At 51.2% G+C, this 21,636-nt stretch carries 16 protein-coding genes; 7 read left to right on the top strand and 9 right to left on the bottom strand.

The window, feature by feature from the left end; translation table 11 throughout:
- Nucleotides 1-92: 92 nt before the first annotated feature.
- Nucleotides 93-1,301, top strand: a complete 1,209-nt coding sequence (locus PSE_RS05620; protein ID WP_041768019.1) for a hypothetical protein — start codon at nt 93-95, stop codon at nt 1,299-1,301.
- Entirely contained in the window at nt 1,298-2,086 is a 789-nt protein-coding gene (locus tag PSE_RS05615) for a glycosyltransferase family 2 protein (protein WP_014283961.1), read from the top strand. The genes PSE_RS05620 and PSE_RS05615 overlap by 4 nt, the downstream gene beginning before the upstream one ends.
- Nucleotides 2,087-2,313: 227 nt before the next feature.
- On the opposite strand, the gene PSE_RS05610 is transcribed toward PSE_RS05615, so the two are convergent.
- A complete protein-coding gene (locus tag PSE_RS05610) occupies nt 2,314-3,303 on the bottom strand; it encodes an AraC family transcriptional regulator (RefSeq protein WP_158309180.1) in 990 nt (329 codons plus the stop codon).
- A 572-nt stretch (nt 3,304-3,875) separates the two neighbouring features.
- On the opposite strand from PSE_RS05610, the gene PSE_RS05605 reads away from it, so the two are divergent.
- From PSE_RS05605 to PSE_RS05595, 3 genes are all read left to right on the top strand, one after another.
- Nucleotides 3,876-5,558, top strand: a complete 1,683-nt coding sequence (locus PSE_RS05605) for a sensor histidine kinase (protein ID WP_014283959.1) — start codon at nt 3,876-3,878, stop codon at nt 5,556-5,558.
- Nucleotides 5,555-6,265, top strand: a complete 711-nt coding sequence (gene btsR, locus PSE_RS05600; protein ID WP_014283958.1) for a two-component system response regulator BtsR — start codon at nt 5,555-5,557, stop codon at nt 6,263-6,265. Before PSE_RS05605 ends, btsR begins: the two co-directional genes overlap by 4 nt.
- 181 nt (nt 6,266-6,446) lie before the next feature.
- Nucleotides 6,447-7,892: a carbon starvation protein A gene (locus tag PSE_RS05595; RefSeq protein ID WP_014283957.1), complete on the top strand. Its 1,446-nt coding sequence runs from the start codon at nt 6,447-6,449 to the stop codon at nt 7,890-7,892.
- A gap of 101 nt (nt 7,893-7,993) precedes the next feature.
- Here PSE_RS05595 and PSE_RS05590 read toward each other — a convergent pair whose 3' ends face one another.
- Together PSE_RS05590 and PSE_RS05585 are read right to left on the bottom strand one after the other, a co-directional pair.
- A complete protein-coding gene (locus PSE_RS05590; RefSeq protein ID WP_208998094.1) occupies nt 7,994-10,195 on the bottom strand; it encodes a TonB-dependent receptor in 2,202 nt (733 codons plus the stop codon).
- Between the two features lie 8 nt (nt 10,196-10,203).
- Nucleotides 10,204-11,532, bottom strand: a complete 1,329-nt coding sequence (locus tag PSE_RS05585; RefSeq protein WP_014283955.1) for an MFS transporter — start codon at nt 11,530-11,532, stop codon at nt 10,204-10,206.
- Between the two features lie 260 nt (nt 11,533-11,792).
- On the opposite strand from PSE_RS05585, the gene PSE_RS05580 reads away from it, so the two are divergent.
- Both PSE_RS05580 and feoB read left to right on the top strand, forming a co-directional pair.
- A complete protein-coding gene (locus tag PSE_RS05580) occupies nt 11,793-12,122 on the top strand; it encodes a FeoA family protein (RefSeq protein ID WP_014283954.1) in 330 nt (109 codons plus the stop codon).
- The gene (feoB, locus tag PSE_RS05575; RefSeq protein ID WP_014283953.1) at nt 12,106-13,929 is read left to right on the top strand and encodes a ferrous iron transport protein B; all 1,824 of its coding nucleotides are present in this window, start codon (nt 12,106-12,108) and stop codon (nt 13,927-13,929) included. Before PSE_RS05580 ends, feoB begins: the two co-directional genes overlap by 17 nt.
- A gap of 6 nt (nt 13,930-13,935) precedes the next feature.
- On the opposite strand, the gene PSE_RS05570 is transcribed toward feoB, so the two are convergent.
- The 6 genes from PSE_RS05570 to PSE_RS05545 form a co-directional block, all read right to left on the bottom strand.
- The gene (locus PSE_RS05570) at nt 13,936-14,994 is read right to left on the bottom strand and encodes a siderophore-interacting protein (protein ID WP_014283952.1); all 1,059 of its coding nucleotides are present in this window, start codon (nt 14,992-14,994) and stop codon (nt 13,936-13,938) included.
- A gap of 38 nt (nt 14,995-15,032) precedes the next feature.
- The gene (locus tag PSE_RS05565) at nt 15,033-15,824 is read right to left on the bottom strand and encodes an ABC transporter ATP-binding protein (RefSeq protein WP_014283951.1); all 792 of its coding nucleotides are present in this window, start codon (nt 15,822-15,824) and stop codon (nt 15,033-15,035) included.
- On the bottom strand, nt 15,824-16,864 hold the full coding sequence (locus tag PSE_RS05560) for an iron chelate uptake ABC transporter family permease subunit (protein ID WP_014283950.1): 1,041 nt from the start codon (nt 16,862-16,864) through the stop codon (nt 15,824-15,826). Before PSE_RS05560 ends, PSE_RS05565 begins: the two co-directional genes overlap by 1 nt.
- Nucleotides 16,861-17,910, bottom strand: coding sequence for an iron ABC transporter permease (locus tag PSE_RS05555; RefSeq protein WP_014283949.1), 1,050 nt, complete (start codon nt 17,908-17,910; stop codon nt 16,861-16,863). The genes PSE_RS05560 and PSE_RS05555 overlap by 4 nt, the downstream gene beginning before the upstream one ends.
- On the bottom strand, nt 17,910-18,950 hold the full coding sequence (locus tag PSE_RS05550) for an iron-siderophore ABC transporter substrate-binding protein (protein ID WP_014283948.1): 1,041 nt from the start codon (nt 18,948-18,950) through the stop codon (nt 17,910-17,912). The genes PSE_RS05555 and PSE_RS05550 overlap by 1 nt, the downstream gene beginning before the upstream one ends.
- Nucleotides 18,951-19,019: 69 nt before the next feature.
- Nucleotides 19,020-21,353 carry a TonB-dependent siderophore receptor gene (locus tag PSE_RS05545; protein WP_014283947.1) on the bottom strand — a complete coding sequence of 778 codons (2,334 nt, stop codon included), beginning with the start codon at nt 21,351-21,353 and terminating at the stop codon, nt 19,020-19,022.
- Nucleotides 21,354-21,636 lie beyond the last annotated feature (283 nt).

The following is a 21,636-nucleotide window of genomic DNA, read 5'->3' as shown; positions in this document are numbered from 1 at the left end:
TGTTCCAGAACAATTGTATTGAACTTTAAGTCCACATTCTCAAAGAGATCGCATCAGTAATCATGCAAATAAGACGCCCTAAGGCCATAAGCTTGGCCGTTCTTGTAGTGGTGTTCCTTCCGATCATCAGCATCTCATTAAACAGTCCGCTGATCACTGGAGAGTTGCAAAGCCTAATCTCATCATCGCGCCATCTTTTGATCTGGCTTGCAGCAATCAGCGTGTTGTTTAATGCATCATGTCTCAGAGACACCAGCATATCCAAAATTGTTGGTGTGCTTCTGTTTACCTCGGTGATCTCAGTCGGAATATGGCTCACAAAGTATGTCAGTGGGGCAGACGTAAGATTGTATGGGCTTTACGCCAGCGTGGAGCCTGTTGCTTTTATTCTATCAGCTGCGGTTCTCGCTGAGCGACTGAAGAAAGACAGGCTGATTGCTCTCGGTATCGCTTCCTTGTCTCTCTCTTTGATAGCTTTCTTCCTCTTCCACGTTGCCAATGATCTACCACTACAAACAAACATTTATGGCAGAACGCGTTGGACTTTCGGTTTTTTACATCCGGGCAAACTGGCTCAGGCCCTGTTCTTAGTTATCGTTTTTATTGCACTCTACCCAAGGCAGCTGGCGGCCAGAAGCACAAGGATGGTTTTCTTTGTGATGACGGTGAGCTCCATCATTGGCATTTTACTCACCAACACACGACTCTTTTCACTGGCTTTGCTTATCTTTGCGACATTCAGATTTGCAGAACGAGTCAAAAAAGATCAGGCGATCTATTTGCTTCTCTCCGTCTTTTTTATCTTTGCTTTTATCGGGGCACTCATTGCATCCGTATCTTCTGAGGAACTCCTCAGCTTTCTGACCAGCGGACGTTTCTCCTGGTGGATGCTTGCCGTGCAAACCAATCTCAGTGAAACGCCCATTCGCGATTTCCTTTTTGGAGTTTGGGGCGAGCCGATTGGCAATCTGGAAGTTGTCTATCAAAGATCCGCTGAGGCACGCGGGGCGTTCAGGGTTGATAATGCATTCCTAGAAACGTTTATTCTACAAGGCGGCATTGTTCTCACTCTCCTGATTTACGCCTTCTTTCAGCTTTATGGCCTGCGAAAAACATATGACCTGTTCAACATCGGTCTCTGGACAATCTTGCTGATTTTTCTTCTCTCAGAATCCGGGCTTTTCTCCATCGGTAACTTCTATGCATTCCTCTGCGTTGCACTCATTTTACATCGGATCCAGCATTTCACTCCCACACATAAACTTGCGACAAGCCCAAGATTACAGGTGGTCACACAATGAAGATTTCTATCATCACTGCCGTACTCAACCGTCATGAAACGATTGCTGACGCCATCCTGTCTACGCAAGCTCAAACATGGAGTGATCGGGAGCATGTTATTCAAGATGGAGGTTCAACGGATGGCACACTTAGTATTGTCCGCAGTCTTGCAGACGATCACACATGCTTGCGAAGTGAGAGTGACAAAGGAATATATGATGCCATAAATCGCGGCATTTCCCGCAGCTCTAGCGATGTTGTTGGCTTGATGCACTCTGATGATGTGTTCGCACACAATCGTGTCCTAGAGAAAGTAGCTGATGCGATGTCTGATCTCGAAATCGACGGCGTTTATGGAGACCTGGAGTATGTATCTGCCTCTAACCCACATCAGGTTATCCGATATTGGAAGTCTGGCCACTATGACCAAGCACGGTTGAAATATGGATGGATGCCCCCTCACCCCACCGTTTACTTGAGACGCTCGGTGTTTGAACGCTGGGGTCTCTATGACACGCGATTTCGCATTTCCGCAGATTATGATGCAATGCTGCGCTACCTGGTTCAGGGGGGGATTATACTGGCTTACATCCCTGAGGTTCTAGTCAAAATGAGAGTGGGTGGAGAATCCAACCGTTCGCTGGGACGGATCCTACTCAAAAGCCGCGAAGATATGATTGCTATTCAACGCAACTCTGTTGGAGGCGTCGGGACATTACTTTCCAAGAATTTCTCCAAAGTTGGGCAACTCATGCATAGAAAACGGACAACGTTCCCTCTCCCTCATGAAGAGATATGCGCCTAGATATCGGGCTCAGTTAGTACTCTGATGCATGCTTGTGCTTGCTCGGTGCATGGCAGATTTTTCGTAGATCTCAGCATGATGCAAGAGGCTGGAACAAATGGCTTAGCCTAAGCTGTGAGTTGAAACAAATGGCAAGGTTATCACTCAAATTATGACGGGAAGCTTCTTTAAGAAGTATCGAATCGACAAAAGAAAAAATGGAGTTTCTCGGCTCCAGGACGCAAAAATCAGAAGAAAAATGAGGCGTTAAGCCATTGCGCAAAGATACTCTCGCTATATTGCAAATGATGACCTTTAAGCGCAGATAATCCTCCCATCACCTCGCTGGGAATAGTACCAAAATGCTCTTTGAAAAAGCGGGTAAAGCTGGTGGCATGCGCATAACCACATTCTTCAGCCAGCTCCTGAACTGAGAGTGTTTCCTGGCTGGATGTCCTTATAAGCCGGATTGCATGTCTCATACGCTGTTCACGCACACAATCATTGAAACCGCCCATAGGCTCCAGCAAGCGATAAAGAGAAGTGCGAGACATTTTCAGCTGCTGCGCTAACTCTGTGCTGGAAAAGTCTACCTCGTGAAAACGCTGCCGGATCACATCCAGAGCTTTGAGTTGCCGCGCCGTGTAAAGATCTTTCTGACTAACTTCTCTTGCAGGATTCTGAAAACGGTTCAGCACATTAGCCGTCAAACCAACAAGACAGTTGATCATCAGATCAGCATCCTGCTTAGACATCTGCTCTGCCTGATCCCTAAACAACCGCAGCATGTTCACAACGGCTGCAGCAGTTGGATCAGACGTATCGACGCTGAGAAACGGATACGTGCGGTTCTCTATCAGATACGGAACCAGCAACTGTCGTGGCAAAGCGAGAGTGATTTGTCGGTACTCACCATGCTCGACCGAAAATGAATCAGCCATGTCCTGAATGATCAGTGTATCTGGCTTCAGCTTAAAGTTTTGCTGAGCAGATGTCGTCGTACACCCTGATGTATGCTCGTAAACCTGCACGAACAATACATCCAAACCATCTAATGCAACACGCTGTCGGGACCTGCTAAATGTATGTGCAGTGGCGCTAATCGTAGCAATAAAGACTGGGCCAAAGCGCGTTCCTTTAACGTGGGCACGGAATCTTTCCGCCAAAGCCCCTAAAGAAGGAAGAGCCACATCTCCAGAACCTCCCTGAACACTCTCCTGCCAGTTCTCCCAGTTCATGGACGGAATAACTTTGTGCTCAACCTGTTTTTGCAGAGTCATAAGATACCCATTCACACTTCAAGAGATCTCCCAGCACACGGCGGAGAGCTCAAGATCAATTCTTAGAAAAGCAAGCAACAAGCACACAATTTGAGCGTGTATAGATATGCAAACTCTCTACGACTTGTCGATCATGTATGTATCAGGACTGAATTTTCATGGGCGAGACTGTACTGAGCAGTACTCAGCCTTAGGAAACGAGAGGTTGATTTATTTTTCAGGTTGGTTGCTTTCTGCTCCACCTTGCAAAAGCTTGATTGGACCAACCGTGAGCTTCAAGGGCAAGTAGCAACCACCTCAGATTAGAGTGCTTATCTGCGATAGCATTGCGTTGGTAGCAACTCCCCTCCTCCTCGCGACATTTGCGCGCGTTTGGGTGGGGTTGGTGGGGTGTATGTAAAATACCTCAAATATATCAAAATTTTAGAAAACTCGTGCGTTTAGGGGCTGGGTTTGGTAGATGGATTGAAATCTTAGGGCTTCGCGGTACACTTCGGGGCGCATCCAACAAACAATAATAAAGCCCGCAAATGGCACTTATTCTTCATCTGCTGCAGCAAATGTGTGTGTATTTGGTGATCGTTTACATGGTCAGCAAAACGCCGCTTTTTAAGATCTTCACTGAAGACGCTCCTCGCCTGCCGCACAAGATTCTTATCTATCTTGTGTTCTCCGGTTTTTGCGTGATTGCAACAACGTTTGGTGAGCAGGTTGATGGTGCCATTGCCAACACGCGCGCCATGGGCGCTGTTTTGGGAGGCCTGTTGGGTGGGCCAGTTACGGGCTTTCTGATTGGTCTCACAGGTGGTTTGCATCGCTATGGATTTGGCGGATTTACGGATCTTGCCTGTGCCATCTCCACAACCTCAGAAGGTTTACTGGCCGGCATGACAGCCTTTTATCTACGCACGCATAACAAGCGCGCTTTGTTGTTCCGTCCGATGTTTGTGTTCGGTCTCACCTTTGTGGCTGAAGTCGTACAAATGCTGATCATCCTGATTGTGGCACGCCCGTTTGATCAGGCTCTGGCGCTTGTAGAGCAGATTGCTCCGCCTATGTTGCTCGTGAACTCTCTTGGCGCGGCCTTCTTCATGAGCATTGTGCGTGATCAGAAGACCATGTTCGACAAGCTGTCCTCAGCGTTTTCAAGCCAGGCACTGAAGATTGCGGAGCGCTGTGTTGGCGTACTGGCAAAGGGACTTAATGAAGTTTCTGGCAGCAAAGTTGCGCAGATCGTCAAGGACGAGACTAATGTGGGTGCAGTGGCCATTACAGACCGGACCAAACTGCTCGCCTTTATCGGGATTGGATCTGACCATCACAAACCGGGAACGGAGATATCCTCCCGTCTTACACTGGATGCTATTGAACAGAACAAGGTGATGTATGCGGATGGGGTTGAAGAGCCTTATGGTTGTTCCCTCTCACCAACCTGTAAGTTGGGCTCATGCCTTGTTATCCCGCTGCACAGCGATACGGAAGTGATTGGAACAATCAAGCTCTATGAGCAAAAGAACAAATTGTTCCTCAACATCAACCGCACACTGGGCGAAGGGATCGCCAAGTTGCTATCCAACCAGATCCTTTATGGTGAGCTGGAGGAGAAGCAGAGCCTTTTGACCCGTGCAGAGCTGAAGCTTTTGCAGGCACAGGTGAACCCGCACTTCCTATTCAACACGCTCAACACGATTGCGATCATCACTAAACGGGACGCAGAGAAAGCACGCGAGCTGCTGTTGCAACTCTCCAAGTTTCTGCGCATCAACCTGAAGCGTACCTCGGGCCTTGTCACTTTGGGCGAAGAGCTGGATCATGTGGATGCTTATCTGGCGATTGAGAAAGCGCGCTTTCCTGACAAGCTAGCAGTTGAGGTGGACGTTCCCACCGAACTGCTATCCCTCAAAATCCCGGCATTCACTCTTCAGCCTCTTATGGAAAACGCTATTAAGCATGGCATTTCTCAGAGTGTCGAAGGTGGCAGTGTTCGCATAAGCGGTGCTTTGGTTGATGGGCAAGTAGAACTGCAGGTGGAAGACGACGCCGGGCTTTACATCCCCCCAAAAAACCGTGAAGGGCTGGGCGTGACATTGGTCGACAAACGCCTGAAGAAGCAATGGGGTGAGAAGTTTGGCCTGCATATTGAATGGGAAGAAGAGGCATTTACCCGGGTTTCCATCCATCTTCCCGCACCTGTTCTGGAGGCGGCCCAATGATTAGCTGTCTGATTGTTGATGATGAACCATATGCCCGCGAAGAGCTGAAAGATTTGCTTTCCAGAGCGGATGACATTGAGGTTACGGGCGAATGCAGCAATGCCATTGATGCGCTCGGTTTCATCAACAAACACAGGCCGCAACTGGTGTTTCTGGACATCCAGATGCCACGGATCTCCGGCATGGAAATGATTGGCATGCTGGACCCGGAAACGATGCCGCGTATCGTCTTCTCCACGGCCTATGATGAGTATGCAATCAAAGCCTTTGAGCATCATGCTTTTGATTATCTGCTGAAACCCATCGAAGAAGAACGGCTGGCCAAAACACTCAGTCGTGTGCGTTCTGATCTACGCCCGCAGCTGATGGAAGAGATTATCCCGCAGGAGCTGCAGCACCTACCCTGCTATCTGGGTAACAAGCTCAAAGTTGTTCCGGTTCATGCTGTTGAGTATGTCTTCAGCGACTTGTCCGGCATCCATGTGGCGACTGCTGAGTGTTATGTGCATACCCATCTGACTTTGAAAGTGTTGGAGCAGCGTACCTCTTTGGCTCGTTGTCACCGCCAGTACCTTGTCTCACCGGATGCAATCTCAGAAATTGTACTACAAGAGACCGGAGCTGAAGTGGTGACGCACAGCGGAACCAAGATCCCCGTTTCACGCCGATACCTTAAGAGCCTGAAGCAACATTTCGGATATTCATAAGTGCGTATATACACTTAGCTTAAGCTTCAGTTCAATTTTGTGTGAAGCTTTTGCATTCCGGTTAACCGCTTATTTGTCTTAAATGCCGCTCACCCGGCCCCTGCAGCCGCTTAGCTGAAACCTCAGCACCTGGCCCTTGAAACCAGTCTAATCGCCCCCAGAGATTTGTGGAGGAAGAAAGATGTCCTGGTTTCTCTTGAGTATTGGCCTGCTGTTTGGCGGCTATTTTATCTATGGCATGTTTGTCGAGAAGGTTTTCGGGATTAAGCCATCTCGCCAGACACCTGCCCACGCACATACTGACGGTGTCGATTATGTGCCTATGTCCACCAAGAAAGTCTATCTGGTTCAACTGCTGAACATTGCAGGTGTTGGCCCGATCTTTGGCCCGATCCTTGGTGCACTTTATGGTCCGGCTGCAATGCTCTGGATCGTTTGCGGCTGTATCTTTGCAGGTGCCGTACACGATTACTTCTCCGGCATGCTGTCTGTGCGCAACAAAGGGCAGTCCGTCCCGAACCTTGCCGGCAAGTATCTCGGCAACGGTGCAAAGCACTTCATGAACATTTTCGCGATTGTTCTGTTGCTGCTTGTTGGCGTTGTGTTCGTCTCCGCTCCTGCTGGCCTGCTGGGCCGCCTGACTGGTCTTGATGTCACCATCTTCCTGGTTTGCATCTTCGCTTACTATCTGGTGGCAACCATCGTTCCAGTCGACAAGATCATTGGTCGCTTCTATCCGTTCTTCGGCGCACTGCTGCTGTTCATGTCCATCGGCCTAACTGTTGCCCTGATGGTTTCCAGCGAGCATTCCATGCTGCCGGGCGTTGAAGCTGGTGACTTCTTCCAGAACCTGAACCCGAATGACATGCCTCTGTGGCCAGCTCTGTTCATCACCATTGCCTGTGGTGCAATCTCTGGCTTCCACGCCACTCAGTCTCCACTGATGGCGCGTTGCATGGAGAACGAGCAAAACGGTCGCTTTGTGTTCTACGGTGCCATGATTGGTGAAGGTGTCATTGCGATCATCTGGTGTGCGATTGCGCTTTCCTTCTTCGGCGGTGTTGAAGGCCTTGCTGAAGGCATGGGCGGCAACCCTGCAAACCTCGTGTATGAGGCTTCTAACGGACTTCTGGGTGCGTTTGGTGGTTTCCTTGCCGTACTTGGTGTGATTGTCCTGCCGATCACTTCCGGTGATACCGCCTTCCGTTCAGCCCGTCTGATCCTTGCAGAACTGTTCAACATGCCTCAGACAAAGCTGCCTAAGCGCCTGATGCTGGCTCTGCCATTGTTCGTTGGCGGCGCTATTCTCACTCAGGTCGATTTCGGTGTGATCTGGCGTTACTTCGGCGTTGCCAACCAGGCGACCGCTGCTCTGATGCTGTGGACTGCAGCTGCTTACCTGCTGCGTCACAACAAGCTGCACTGGATCTGCACCATTCCGGCAACCTTCATGACCACCGTAGTTGTGACGTTCATCCTGAACTCCAGTAAGCTTGGTTTCGGGCTGCCTATGACTGTCTCCACCATCGGCGGCATCATCACCGCCCTGCTGGTTGCCTCTGCAGTCTGGATGAAGGTGAAAGGTAAAGTCGTCGACCACGAAGACATGCTTGAGCCTGGCGAGTAACTCCCCTCCTCTCGCCCAAGCCACAAAACAGCGCAAAGATCCCAGTCTTTGCGCTGTTTTTGTTGTGCTTTCTAGATAAATCCTGCTCTATGTTGCTTCAACTAGAACGTCTTCGTGTACTGCAAGAAGAAGCGGCGGCCTTCGGCTTGGACTTCGCGGTCGCGTAGCGCTGTGGCAGTGGTGTTTTGTTGTTTGGTGTCGAAGATGTTTGTGGCACCAAAGCGGAAGTCACCGTAGTCGGAGTTGTAACTAGCACTCGCATTCATTGTGAAGGTTGGCTTGAGTTTTTTCAGATCTCCTTTAGCACCTTCTTTGCCACTGCGACCTGAACCAAACACAGCTTCACCTTGAAGGCTAAAGCCATTACCGAAGTTGTAGTCTGAGAATACTGTTGCTTTGAACGGCGAGCCGATGCGATTGTTCGGCAGATCCTCATCAAGATCGCCATCTTTGTTCTCATCCCAAACACCTTCTTTATAGGCAAGCACAGCTCCTGCACCCCAGGCTTCATTCAGTTGCCCACGGATGTTAAGCTCTGCCCCCCAAATGCGCTCCTCAGCCTGAGAAACAGTCTGAGTCGCATCATCAAAGTTCACCCCCTTGTCTGAAGTAGAGTAGAAAGCAGATGCAGAGAGGGATAGTGCTTTCGTGTTGTAACGTGCACCTAGCTCGAAGTTGTTCACGATCACTGCTTCAGGAGCCACATCAGAAACATCTACAACACCATCAGCAAATGGATTTAGCGGCATAGCGCGTCTTGTAAATGAGCCGACATCCGGGACTGAGAAGCCCTGAGAGAAACCTGCAAATACATCAAGCTTATCACTTAGGTGTGCAACGCCGCCCAAATTAAACACTGTCGCGCTGTAGTCTTTATCTGCAGCAGTAAACGTGTGCTCACCAATTGTCGCTGTTAGTGGATCACCTGGATTGGAGTAAATTGGGTTCGGAACCAAAGCAGTTGGGCGAACAAAGCTGTCTATGCTTAGGAAGAAACGCTCATGACGAACTCCGCCGCGCACTTCAAACATTTCTCCGATCGGTGCTTTGACCTGAGCGAATTGTGCAAAGCCATGCTGCTTCATTGGTGAGATGATATCACGCCCATCGGGAATAGTTTGGCTGATATCATTGTAGCTGTAGTCGCTCCCCCAAGTCAGCGCCAAACCCTCATAGATAGAGTTGAGCTCTGCATCGAAGGTAGTTCTCACACCCGCTTGCTTCGCAAACAGCACGGTTTGAGACTCATTTACATCTGGCAAATAAGCGACTGGATTTGCAGCACTTAAGGGTACAAATGCTGCTCGCTTTTCGGCATCGTTGTAATACAGCTCAATCTTTGCATCAAAGAGCCCACCAACTTCATAGAAATTGAATGTCGCGTTGATGTTCTTACTGTCTTCAAGCGGTGGAAGACCCAGATACGGTTTACTTGGATCGATAGAGACAGGATCCGTTGTGTAGTCTGTCTGGTACTTGATCTCCTGTTCCATCTTAACGAGATTTGCGTAGATAGTGACATCAAATGCGTCACCCTCGTATCCCAGCTGACCGGAAAGGTTGTACTGCTCAATACCTGAGCCTCCGCCCTGTCCAGTAATCGGATCCTCAGAGATCTGAGTTCCGGAACCGTCAAACATGTCACCGGTATTTTTAAACTGACCACTGACATGAGCATGAGTATTCTCTTGCCGGAAGCCAGCATTAACGCTTGTCAGGACATTCAGACTGTCTTTCACATCTCGTTCAGATGCAGAAATTGTAGTGCTAACTTCGCCTGACCAACCTTCTTCTTCAGCGGTCTTCGTGATGATGTTAATGACACCACCGGTGGCCCCGTCACCATAGACAGCGCTTGCCCCGTTGATGACTTCAATCCGTTCGATGCTGTTTGGATCAATCAGGCTGAGTGCACGGCTCAGTTTGCGCAACGCAGTTGTGCGCGGGGCCCCATTTACGAGAATCTGAACAGAGCGACCACGAAAGTTCTGGCCACCGCCAGAAAGAGTTTCGTTATCAAGCGAAAAGCCTGGAACGAGGCGTGCCAATGCAGATGTGATATCGCCAGATGCATCGACAGCACCTTTGATTTCATCCTGACCAATCACCTGCACAGTACCTGGAATAGAAGAAATGGACTCCTCGGTGCGGCTGGCGGTTACGACGACGGTGAGGTCGGTATCGTCTTCAATGACATCTTGTGCGGTTGCGGTGGATGCTGTTTGAAACATTGCGAAAGGCGCGACGGTGCATAGCAGCACCCGCGCGAGGGAACCTTTGTTCCCCATTGCGACGCTTTTCATTTTGCCCCCTAAGTATTTACAGTAGATGTGGTTGAGAGTTCAGCACCTTCGGCAGTTTGTTGCCCCTTGCCGATGGATGCCCTTTTGAAGAAGTGCATGCTGGCCAAGATGCCTGCGACGGAGCAGACGGTGGCGAGCGAGAAGAGAATGCCGTAGCCGGAATGCTGAGCGATCATGCCCGCGGCAACACTGCCCAACATGTAAACAAGCAGGTTTGCGCAGCTTAGGATGGTGAAGTCGGTTCCAGCCTGTTTGAGTGAGCTGACCCGCATGAAGGCGCTGTAGAGACCGACGATTTCCATGTAACGGATGAAGGTGTTGGCGGCAGACAGGCCAACCAGAACGGCAACACCGCGATAATCCAGCAATGCAGCTGTTGCGTAGCCGAGGAAACACAAGGTTCGCAGGCCACCGATGAGCCATAGGAACTGCATCAGTCCTGCACGTTTGATCAACACCACCGCGATGGCTGAACCACCCAGGCCGACACAAGCTGCAGCTCCACCGCTGACCATGCCGATTTGAGAGAGTGTGAAACCGAAATCGACGAGGAACGCTTGCTCGACGCCTTTCACCAGACCTTCTGGCAGGCGGAACAGCAAGGCGAAGAACAGCAACATCAAGGTACTGTGGCGTTTTCCGAACTTGATGATGGATGGCCGTGACTTGCCCTCGCCTTCCGCCGTTTTGTCTTTGCGTGGGTTTTCTCTGAAAAAGAGCAGCGGCAGCAAAGTCAGGAAGGAGAGAGCGGCGGCTGTCTTGAGTGCTGCGCTCCAACCCCACAGATCATGCAGGAATAGGGAGAGAGAGCCGCCTATCAGGACGCCAGCAGCAACACTGCCGCCTTGAACTGCATTGCCCAGTGGCTGGTCCTTTGGTGCCAGATGCTCCACTGCAAAGCCGTCTGTCGCGATGTCCTGTGTAGAGGAAGACAGCGCCAGAACCATCAGCAGCGGGAACAGGATGTGTAAATGCTCTGCAACGTTGAGCGTGGAGAGATAGGTGATGATGCCAACGGAGACGAGCTGCATCGGGATAATCCAGCTGCGGCGCTTTCCCAAAGCTGCAATGTAGTATCTGTCAACCACCGGTGCCCAGAGGAACTTGATGACCCAAGGCAGCATCAAAAGTGCCATAGAACCAATGCTGACCAGACTGATGCCCTGAGCTCTGAAGATGGCAGGCATGGCAGCAGCAACCAAATAAACCGGAATGGCCTGCGCCACATAAAGCCCTGCAAGAACAACAATAACTGAACGTGCGGTCCGCTCGCCATGCTCAAGTTGGGAAGATGTACGCCCCTGCCCTGCAATAAGGGTGTTGCTGTCGTTAGCCATTTTCTACCTAGCGCTCAACGGCCTGGCTCGAACGAGTCGCTCTGGCTAACCAATTAGATATTTTTAACTAGTATATTACACTCATATTATCAATCTGCACATGCAACTTAATCGCAGGTAGATCCTAGGGTTTAAACAGATATCAGGCTTGCCTTTAGGGCATATCCCTAGGTTAGGCAGTCAGTGAGAACATTGCTTCAAGTTGGATCTGGTCATGCAAGAAACCCATAACCACATTTCCGGGATCGGCTTGTGTATTTATGAGTTTAAACCTCAACTTCATTTCAACACCTCACAAGCAGATCATGAGCAACGCATCCCAAACACGCAGTCTCGATCAACTTCTCAAGGGTGAACGAGCTGTTGTGTGCGCAATCGAGAGTGAAAAGACAGCTGATGGCCGCGCACTGGTGGTTCGCCTGAATGCTCTCGGCATCAATATCGGCAAAGAGGTGAGTGTTATTCGACTGGCCTGGTTGGGTGGCCCCATGTTGCTGCGGGTCAATCAGGCAACACAGGTGGCCATCCGCCGTTCTGAAGCGCGGTGCGTTGTTGTGGAGGAGATCAAAGGCGATGAATCCCCGGCCTGAGACAGGAGCCCAAAGCACGCCTCGGATTGCGCTTATCGGACAGCCCAACACGGGCAAATCCATGCTGTTCAACCGCATCACCAATGCGCGAGCATCAGTTGGTAACTGGCCGGGCATCACCGTGAACGTGATGCGCGCACGTGTTCCTTTGGACGGTCGAAAAGTGGAATATGTTGATCTTCCTGGGATTTATAATCTGGAGGGTGGGTCTGAAGATGAAGCGGTCGTGAACCGCTTCCTCACCAAGTTCCCCGTCGATCTGGTGATCATCGTCATCAATGCCGCGCAGATTGAGCGTCAAATCCTGATGCCGTTGCAGGTTAAAGCTTTGGGCCTGCCTGCTGTTGTCATGCTCAACATGTGCGATGAGGCACACAAGCTTGGCATCACGTTTGACCTGGAGAAACTTCAGGACTCTCTCAAAATGCCAGTGGCCCTTATCAGCGCCAAGTATGGCACCGGCTTTGAAGGTGCTATGAAGCAGGTGTCAGAAAGTCTTAGCTCCGAGTTTGCGAGCAAGCCGGTTCTGGCAGACTATGACTCTCTTTTCAAAACACTGATGACCGAGGAAACGCTTGATGATGCACTGAAAGGGTGTGTCACTCTTCCCAAAATATGGCCGAAGACATTGACGGAGAAGCTGGACCAGCTGTTCCTGCACCCCTTGCTGGGCTTACCCATGTTCTTCCTCAGCATGCTGGTCATATTCTCGGTTATCTGGGAGATCGGCTTGCCCTCGCAAGACCTTGTGAGCAGCGGTGCGGATTGGGTACAGGCAACGTTGCTGGAACCGGGGCTGGCATGGGCACCTGCCTGGCTGAACAGCTTCCTGATCAACGGTATATGGCTTGGTCTGTCTACAGTCGCCTCTTTTGTGCCCTTGCTCGTGCTGTTCTTTTTCTGCATGGCAGCCGTGGAAGACAGCGGTTATCTGGCCCGGGCAGCTTTTTTGATGGATGCCTTGATGCGGCGTGTCGGATTGGATGGCAGGGCGTTCGTTATGCAGATGATGGGGTTCGGCTGCAATGTTCCTGCGTTGATGGGAACACGCGTGATGCGGACGCGCTCACTACGGTTGCTGGCTATGCTCGTTATCCCGTTTTCACTGTGCTCAGCACGGCTCGCTGTGTTCGTTTTCATCATCAGCGCCACCTTCCCCAGCTCCAAGGGGGCACTCGTTCTCTTTTCCTTTTATGTGATTAGTTTTCTCGCTGCCTTCTCAACTGCAGCGATCTTCAGCTTTTCGCGCCAGTTCAAAAGCAAGGAACCGTTTTTGCTGGAAATACCCCCCTACCGAATTCCAACGGTAAAGCAGGTGCTGTTACGCGGCTGGGGTGAGGTGCGCGAGTTTATCAGAAGAGCGTCGCGCTTCATCATCATCGGCTGCATTCTTGTGTGGCTGCTGACGAACCTTCCTGTTGGTGCGGAAGGGCTGAACACCTACGGAGGTCAGCTTGGGGTTCTGCTTCAGCCGATTATGGAGCCCATTGGCGTCAACCCTTATCTCACCCTGGCTCTGATCTTCGGATTCATCGCCAAGGAGATCGTGATCGGGTCACTTTCCACCATCTACGCTCTTTCTACCAGCGGTGTTTCTCAAGCGATTACAATGAGCGTCACACCGCTGGAAGCCTACAGCTTTTGCCTGTTCTGCCTGCTTTACACGCCTTGCCTGACAACCATCGCTACAGTTCATGCAGAAGGGAAAAGCTGGCGCTTCACAAGCTTTTCCCTGATCCTGTCACTCACCTACGCTTGGGCGGTGTCTTTCATCTTCTATCAAGGTGCAAAACTGCTAGGGTTTTAGGAGGGGTTACTCCTCTTCCCAGAACCCCGCGATGTAGCAGTTATCCGCCTTGAAGCCGACTTCATTGCGGAAGTATTTGCGGGCTATCTTGGCCGTTTTCTTTTCAGCTGCAAACCAACAGAATGCCTCTTGTACATTCGGAATTTCGATCTGCTTTGCAGCTTCAAACAAACCATCATGCCCAACTGCATCGCGATAAACCCACTCAAGGCACATGCCGTCTGGCAGCGGGATGGGTGTTTCCATTCCCTTTTGGGAAACGCTAACCACCACGGCACCTTCTGTGCCTTCCGGAGAGCTTTCCAAAATTCGGGAGATCGCCGGGATAGCCGTTTCGTCCCCTGCCAGCAGTAGATAGTTTGCTTCCGGAATCCAGCCACCACCTGGGCCAAGCAAACCCACTGTGTCTCCCTCAATAACTCGGGCTGCCCAATCTGCAGTTGGACCACCTTCATGGAGGAAGACATCAAAGTCGATGCTCTGTGCTGCTTTGTTGAACTGGCGCACCGTATAAACCGGACGCATCAGCTCATAGTCACCTTCAGGCCAGACTGTGCGGCCTTTGTCATCCCAATATGGCCAGTGTGCCTCAAAGCTTGGGTTCTTGGGAAACAGCAGACGGAAGTGCAAACCACCTTCAAAAAAGCGCTCAATGCCCTTTGCTGAGACAGTCACCCGGATGAAGTTGGAGCTGAACGCAGCTGTGCGAACAACACGAACTTCCAAAAAGTTTGGCGGGTGTACACCAGCGGTGAAATCTCCACTCCAAACCATCTGAGGCGGAATATTGATGTCGATGTGCCCGATCAGATGTTCAATGCTTTCCTTCACCAGATGCAGTGCATCCTGAGATGGAGCGGAGATCATCAGCTTTGCCTGCGCCTCCACCTTTACAAACTCAACCATCCCAAGTGGAGAGTTCACGCGGTAATGCTTGCCGGTGATTTCCTCCAGCGTCAGATTGTGAAGCTTGGCTTCCGCGCCAAAAAGCTCAATAGCTTTATCAAACTCGATGCCGGGAATGAGGCTTTCAATTTTATGGAGTTCTGCTGCATTGGTTGTCATCAAAGTGCTCGTCTAAATTATTGAAATTGTTGTTGGCATCAAACTGGAACAACCAGCGGCGTACCCTTCACCGGATCTGGCATCACATAACAATCCAGTCCGAAGGTAGATTTCATGATGTCTTTGGTGATGGTCTTGCTCGCACTACCTTGCGCTTCAATCCGGCCATCCTTCATGACCACCAGATTGTGCGCGTAGCGTGCGGCAAGGTTGATGTCGTGCAGGACAGCGACAATTGTCATTTGCTGCTCTTCATTGCACTGCTTGAGAAGCTCCAGTAGTTCGATCTGATGAGCAAGATCCAGAAAGGTGGTCGGCTCATCCAGCAGCAGCAAATCAGTTTCCTGCGCCAGCGCCATTGCAATCCAGACACGCTGACGCTGCCCTCCCGAAAGAGAGCTGAAAAGCTTGTCGCGCAGCTCTGTAACTTTGGTCATCTCCATGGCATTCTGGATTGCCACTTCATCCTGACGGGACCATTGCCGCCAGACAGACTGGTGAGGCGTACGACCACGGCTGACCAGATCTCCCACCGTGATCCCTTCTGGCGCAACAGGCATCTGAGGCAGGATGCCAAGACGCTTGGCAACACCACGTGTGGGCTGTTTATGGATAGATTTTCCATCCAACAACACAGTGCCTGCCGTTGGCTTTTCCAACCGTGCCAGCGAGCGAAGCAACGTAGACTTTCCGCAGGCATTGGGGCCAATCACAACAGAGATCTTTCCCTTTGGGATTGCCAGATTGAAGTCTTTCAGGACAACGTGAGAGCCAAACGAAAGCCCGAGATCTTTGGCTTCCAACGGCGTATTTTCTTGAGTTTGAAGCATTAGATAAGATTCCGTTTCGCCTGCCGTGCAAGCAACCAAATGAGATAAGGAGCACCAATCAACGCGGTAAACACACCGGTTGGCATCTGGAACGAGGCAACCAGTGTCCGGGCGGCTGTGTCTGATAGCAGCGTGACCAGAATGCCAATACCCGCTGCCAGGATGAGTGCTGAAGACGGTGTTTTGGACAGTTGCCGTGCAATTGGTCCAGAAACGAACGCTACAAATGGAATTGGCCCAGCAACGGCCACTGCGGTGGCCGTCATCACCACGGCAACGGCGACCAACAGCAAGCGAAGGCTGTTCACCTTCAAACCGAGGCCAGTTGCCAGATCTTCATCAAAAGCGAGCCTGTCCAATGAGTATTGCAGCACAATGCCCAGAGCACCCAGCACCACAAACGCAATCGCAACCGGAGCGATATCCTCCCGCTGGATTTGCCCAAGACTGCCAACAAGCCACTTGGCCATATCGGATGCGCGCTGAATATCCAGTTGCGACATGAGGAAGTCTGCACAAGCCAGCAATGTAAAGCCGATGCCAATGCCCACCATGATCAGGCGAAAGAGGTCAAGCCCACGTTGCCAGGACAAGGCCACAACCAGCACTGCTGTCAGCACACCTCCGACAACGGCTCCCCAGAACACATAGGCAGCAGAGCCAAACAGGAAGATTGTCAGAAGTGCACCAAAGGCGGCGCCAGCGTTGAACCCAAGCACATCCGGTGAGGCCAGAGGGTTGCGCATCAACGCCTGAAAAATCGCACCGGACATGCCCATAAGGCCGCCAACAAAAACGCCCACAAGAATACGCGGCATGCGCACATCCAACAGAATGAGCTGATCAACGCTGTTCTCACCACTGAACATAAGCGGCAAGATCCGATCCGCAGCGATTGGATAAACACCGAGCCAATGGGCCGCGAACATTGCGATCAATGTGAATGCCAGCAATACACAGCCAACAGCAGCGCTACGTTTGCGCATAAGAAGTGCTCCACCCGGTAGCGGAACGATGAGATGATGGCCAAGCAACTTCATGGAGACATCATCCTTGTTTTTCTGAGGAGGTAGACAAAGAACGGACCACCCACCAATGCCACGGTGACACCGATTTGCAGCTCACGGCCTTCAAGAATAACGCGGCCAAGAATATCGCCGGCAAGCACAAACAAGGCTCCCAGCAAGGCGGAAAACAGCAGCAGCCAGGCACTGTCTGCTCCACTGAACCGGCGAGCTACATGAGGCACGACGAGCCCCACAAACGCGACGGGCCCAGCCAGAGCAACAGAACCACCTGACAGACAGACTACCGCAAACAGGCTGAGGCCTTTGACAAGACCCATTTTGGTTCCAAGTGACTTCGCCAGATCTTCACCAAGAGAGAGGGCATTCAGCCAACGTCCGAGGATGAGGCAAGCCACAAAGCCAGCAGCAAAGAACGGCCAGAGCTGCAGCAGCACTTCGGGCTTCACGCCCTGCAGCGAGCCAACCACCCAGAAGCGGTAGGTTTCCAATGTTTGCTGACTTACCAGCAAAACACCACGGACAAGTGCAAGAAGAAACGAGCTGACAGCAGCCCCTGCCAAAGCCATACGCAAGGGGCTGGCACCGCCCTGCCCCAAATTGGCAAGAGCATATACGGCAAGGCTCACCACGAAGGCACCAGCCATAGCAGGCCATATGAACAGGCCTGCAGCCGAAATGCCTGCACCCCAAATGGATAGCACCACGGCCATGGATGCCCCGGCATTCACGCCAAATAATCCCGGATCCGCCAGCGGGTTGCGTGTCACGATCTGCATAATCGCGCCGGCCATGGCCAAAGACGCTCCAATCAGCAACGCGCCAATCAAGCGCGGCACCCGCATTTCCATGATCACAATGTGGTCTGGGTTGCTTAGGTTCGTCGCCCACAAAGCATCGGTGATTGCAGATAGTGGAACAGACCGCACACCAGCACCGAGCGAAATCACCGAGAGAACGACTAAAAGGACCACAAGCGCAAGTGACCAGCCACCACGAGATTTGCCCGAAACACTGAGATTGTCTGCAGCACCCACACGCTGCGCAACATCAACAAACATCACTGCCCCTCCATCTGCTGTGCTTGCGTGATGCCAGCCTCAACAGAGGTGGTCACTGATGTCGCCGGATCTCCATCGATAGCTGCTGCAATCAGCGGTTCCAGCTGGTCCAGAGCAAAGTTCAAGCTGAGTGGAGAGGAATGAGAAAGTGCTGCAGCAATCATCGGTGTCGCAACGACCTCGCGTCCTTCGTTATAAGCCCGCATGGTCGGGCGCAGACGTAGCGTATTGATCTGCGATGCGCCTGAGCCAAAATCGAGCCAGATCAGAACATCTGTATCGATAGGGTCCAGATCTTCCGGTGAAACACGCACATAAAACAGATCACTGCGGACAAGCGCTTCCACCTTTTCAGATACGATAAAGCCAAGATCACTCAGAAACCGGCCACGAAGGTCTGAAGATGGATAAGCGCCGATATCACCCGGCCAAACCACCACAGCAGATTTATCCAACCAGTCCGGATGGTTCTGTTTGATAGCAGCAAAGCGGGCTTCCAGATCCCGCACTACTTGCTCCCCTTTTTCAGCACGCCCAACAGCTTTCGCAATCGTACGCGTCATCTGCTGCCAGGGCGTGCCGTAATCACCGTAACGTTCTTCAGGCACAAGAATCGGTGCTATCTGTGAGAGGATCTTGTATTGAGCACGCGTCATACCTGACCATAGCCCCAGGATCAGATCAGGCTTCAATGCTGCGATCTGCTCCACATTGATCTCTCCCCACATGACCGTTGGCTTGGCATCCCCCAAAGCAGGCTGGGCCCACGGCCAAACTCCATTGGGATAGTCGCCATACCAACGCCGCAACGCCACAGGCTTCACGCCCAAAGCCAACAAAAAGTCATGCCCGATAAAACTGACAGATACGATCCGCTTGGGCTGCGACGTCACTGTCGTTTTCCCGTACTGGTGCTCGAACACAACGGGAAAGTCAGCGGCCTCTGACTGCTGAGCACTCACGAAAAGCATCGCCAGACACAGCGCGCTGCCTAACAAAACCCGTTCAAACTGTTTGATGCATGCGTGGATAGAATGCATGTCTCTCTCACAAAACCAGCCACGGGCCGCAAAGCCCGTGGCATCAACTCATTTTCTGATTAGGAAAGTCTAGAAAGTACTCGTCAGCTGAAGTCGCAGTTCTCGGCCCCGACCATAAGTACAGTTCATGGAATCCATAGTTGGAATGGCAAGCCCCAGCGATGGATCCGCCAATGAGGCTGTTCCGCAGTGACTGATGTAAGATTTGTCAGCGAGGTTGCGCCCGGTGAAGGAGAGCTTCAGATTGTTGTATTCATAGCTCACACCCGCATCGAACAGAGTTACGGCATCCAGTTGCACTGTGTTCTTAGCATCCGCATAGCGGTCTCCCAGATAACGAGCACCAGCTGCAATGCTGAGGCCATCCAACCAGTTGCCCTGATCAGCAAAATCGTATTTCAGCCAGAGAGAACCGGAATGTTCTGGTGTACGCTCCAGCTGTTTACCTGCCAGTTTGCCGGTCAGATCCTTCGTGATTTCTGTATCCAGGTAAGTGTAGCTGGCGAGCGCAGATAAGCCACTGAACAGCTCAATTGCGCCTTCTAACTCGATGCCCTGAGACCTGACTTCACCCACCTGCGCCCGGTTTGCTGAGTTATCCGGATCAGAAACCACCAGATTGTCTTTAGTGATGTGAAAACCAGTGACGCTGAAGAACCCATTGAAGGATTCTGGTGCATACTTCAGCCCAACTTCAAACTGCTCTGCAGTGGTTGGGTCGAAGACTTTTCCGTCTGTGGTTACCCCTGCCGGTGGAACATCAAAAGATGTGCCATAGCTGACAAACGGGATCAGTCCTAAATCACTGACGTAAGAAGCACCAATACGGCCTGTAAGAGCGGTGTTGTATGTGCTCTCCTTTGCAGCTATCGCGCCGGGAGAAGCCAGCTTTGCTTTGGTTTCAGTTGACAGCCAGTCATGACGCAAGCTCAGATCCAAACGGAACTTATCAAAGATCTTTGAGTTCGCGGCTGCATAAACACCAGCCTGTGAAACCTTCTGATCCTGATAACCGGTTTGTGGTGCCAGCAGTCCATCAACATAAGCATAAAATGGAATATCTTTGGTAGGATCACCGGTAGTTCCACCAGCCTTGAGAATGAGGCCGAGATTATGGCTGATATCACCAGTCTTCAGATTTTTCTCACCAGCATAACCACCACCCAAATCAGCTTCTGACTGACCTTTATAAAGATCTACACCAGCTACAAACTGAGTTGTAACGGCGCCAAACTCCTTATCCCATTTGAGCGCTGTATCAACGGAGCCCTGCCAGGCGGTTTCATCCACTTCATGGGCAATAAGAACCGCGGTATCAACACCCGGAACAGCGGTTGGACTTAGGGTTAAACTGTCAAAATCAAGCGCGCCGCCGTTGTAAGCGCTATCATAATTAATTTTGTTGTATGCTAGACGGGCACGGTGATAGAGCTCAATACCACCACCAAAATCATGGTCCAGCTCGTAGCCAATGTAGTGCTGATCGCGGTTCAAACCTTTACGGTCAGGATCACCCGCAAAGGTGCTGTAATCAAAATCACCGTCCTGCTTGTTACTCTTCAAAGTGCCCATACTTGGCAAAATCTGCCAGCTGGCACCTTGAATGTCTTTTTGATACTGCGCCAACAATGTTAGCTTGGTGTTGTCACCGATTTTGGCCGTTAGCGACGGTGCGAAGTAAAGACGATCATCTTGAACCTCATCTACCTGCGAGTCAGAGAGTCGCCCGACGCCAACCAAACGATAGCTGATGGGTGAGTCCTCTGACAAAGAGCCAGTCACATCTGCGGCAATCTGCTTTCGGTTATGGTTGCCGTAGGAGGCTTGTATTTTGGCCTCAAAATCCTCCAGTGGGCGCTTGGTAACAGTATTGACCAGACCACCGGGTTGGTTGGCACCGATCAGATCAGAAGAAGGGCCGCGCAACACTTCAACGCGCTCAACACCAAACGGCTCAATGTTCCACCCACCCCACGCAAAGATGCGCAGCGGCAAACCATCTCTGTAGTTCACACCGCCGACACCGCTTTCAAAACCACGGACTGTGTAGTTATCGTAGCGAAGGTCAAAACCGTAAATTGCAGGCATGACACCCGCACTATAAGAAATCGCATCTACAATAGACTCTGCGCCCTGATCTTCCATCTGCTGGGAGGATACAACTGAAACAGAACGTGGCGTTTCTTCAATAGGCAAGCCAATGCGGCCTGCGCTTGCTGTTTCTGTCGGAACATAGCCGAGCGTTGGCGCTAATGCGTCTTCGGCAACTGTCGAGCCGTAGACAACAACTTCATCCAGATCCTGATTGGAAGAACTGGCCTCTTGCGCAGCTGCAATTCCGGTAAGCAGCAGCAGACTGATTGAGGAGCCAGACAGAAGCGCAGACTTGTAGTGGATGCCCATGTTTCAAACACCTATTCCACTGATAACCGCCCCAATGGTGTCTGGCTTCTGGCTTGACGCTTAAATTGGTTGGAGCTTAATCATTTGATTTTTCAAAATTTTCAGCGATTGCAATAACTTCAGATTCTCAAATCAAAAAGTTGAGCAATAACTCGATTTTGACTCCAATAGATAATATGACTTTATAAGTCAAGATATTCAGTGAGTATATTTGCTAATTCTTTTCCAAGGGGCTTGCCTCTGGAAATCTTGTTGGGCAGAACACGGTAAAGCGAGATTTACA

The sequence above is a fragment of the Pseudovibrio sp. FO-BEG1 genome, assembly GCF_000236645.1.
GTDB lineage: Bacteria > Pseudomonadota > Alphaproteobacteria > Rhizobiales > Stappiaceae > Pseudovibrio.
The sequence above is the reverse complement of the archived record's forward strand: the minus strand, read 5'-3'. Positions and strand labels throughout refer to the sequence as shown.

Coding starts and splice junctions, on each gene's coding strand:
- PSE_RS05615 (WP_014283961.1), top strand. CDS start 1,298: ATGAAGATTTCTATCATCACTGCCGTACTCAACCGTCATGAAACGATT.
- PSE_RS05610 (WP_158309180.1), bottom strand. CDS start 3,303: ATGAACTGGGAGAACTGGCAGGAGAGTGTTCAGGGAGGTTCTGGAGAT.
- PSE_RS05605 (WP_014283959.1), top strand. CDS start 3,876: ATGGCACTTATTCTTCATCTGCTGCAGCAAATGTGTGTGTATTTGGTG.
- btsR (WP_014283958.1), top strand. CDS start 5,555: ATGATTAGCTGTCTGATTGTTGATGATGAACCATATGCCCGCGAAGAG.
- PSE_RS05595 (WP_014283957.1), top strand. CDS start 6,447: ATGTCCTGGTTTCTCTTGAGTATTGGCCTGCTGTTTGGCGGCTATTTT.
- PSE_RS05590 (WP_208998094.1), bottom strand. CDS start 10,195: ATGAAAAGCGTCGCAATGGGGAACAAAGGTTCCCTCGCGCGGGTGCTG.
- PSE_RS05585 (WP_014283955.1), bottom strand. CDS start 11,532: ATGGCTAACGACAGCAACACCCTTATTGCAGGGCAGGGGCGTACATCT.
- PSE_RS05580 (WP_014283954.1), top strand. CDS start 11,793: ATGAGTTTAAACCTCAACTTCATTTCAACACCTCACAAGCAGATCATG.
- feoB (WP_014283953.1), top strand. CDS start 12,106: ATGAATCCCCGGCCTGAGACAGGAGCCCAAAGCACGCCTCGGATTGCG.
- PSE_RS05570 (WP_014283952.1), bottom strand. CDS start 14,994: ATGACAACCAATGCAGCAGAACTCCATAAAATTGAAAGCCTCATTCCC.
- PSE_RS05565 (WP_014283951.1), bottom strand. CDS start 15,824: ATGCTTCAAACTCAAGAAAATACGCCGTTGGAAGCCAAAGATCTCGGG.
- PSE_RS05560 (WP_014283950.1), bottom strand. CDS start 16,864: ATGAAGTTGCTTGGCCATCATCTCATCGTTCCGCTACCGGGTGGAGCA.
- PSE_RS05555 (WP_014283949.1), bottom strand. CDS start 17,910: ATGTTTGTTGATGTTGCGCAGCGTGTGGGTGCTGCAGACAATCTCAGT.
- PSE_RS05550 (WP_014283948.1), bottom strand. CDS start 18,950: ATGCATTCTATCCACGCATGCATCAAACAGTTTGAACGGGTTTTGTTA.
- PSE_RS05545 (WP_014283947.1), bottom strand. CDS start 21,353: ATGGGCATCCACTACAAGTCTGCGCTTCTGTCTGGCTCCTCAATCAGT.